1 protein-coding gene is annotated in these 568 nt (G+C 46.5%); it reads left to right on the top strand.

The genetic code is table 11. The features are described 5' to 3' along the window. On the top strand, nt 1-562 hold a 562-nt coding region (locus ACTQ34_RS18130; RefSeq protein WP_441364990.1), incomplete at its 5' end, for a response regulator transcription factor. Between the last annotated feature and the right edge of the window lie 6 nt (nt 563-568).

Genomic DNA, 568 nt, shown 5'->3' with positions numbered 1-568 from the left:
ACTTCAAAAATTAGCAAGACAGCCCGATTTAATCCTGCTCGACATCAATATGCCGGACATAGACGGATTGACCCTTTGTCAGAAAATTCGGGAGCTTATTACTTGCCCCATTCTTTTTTTGACGGCAAGGGTCGAATCTGCCGATAAAATCATCGGCTTTCAGGCAGGTGCCGACGATTATATCATTAAGCCTTTTGATTTGGACGAATTAGGGGCGAGAGTTGCCGCACATCTGAGGAGGGAGCAGCGACACAGGAATAAAGCGACAATTCGCTTCTTTGGTGAACTGACGATTGATTATTCAGCCCGAACCGTCACAGTGGCGGGTGAACCTGTTGCTTTATCAAAAAGGGAATTTGATATTGTGGAGCTGCTTTCGCTGAATGCCGGACAGGTATTTGACCGGGAGCGTATTTATGAAACAGTGTGGGGACTTGACGGCGAGGGTAACAGTGATACTGTCATGGAACATATCAGGAAAATCCGGGCGAAGCTGGCTGCTTGTACGCTTCACAGTTATATTGATACAGTTTGGGGGTGTGGTTATCGGTGGAACGTCTGAAAAATA

The sequence above is a fragment of the Agathobaculum sp. LCP25S3_E8 genome (assembly GCF_052117165.1).
In the GTDB taxonomy this organism is placed as follows: Bacteria; Bacillota; Clostridia; order Oscillospirales; family Butyricicoccaceae; genus Agathobaculum.
The sequence above is the reverse complement of the archived record's forward strand: the minus strand, read 5'-3'. Positions and strand labels throughout refer to the sequence as shown.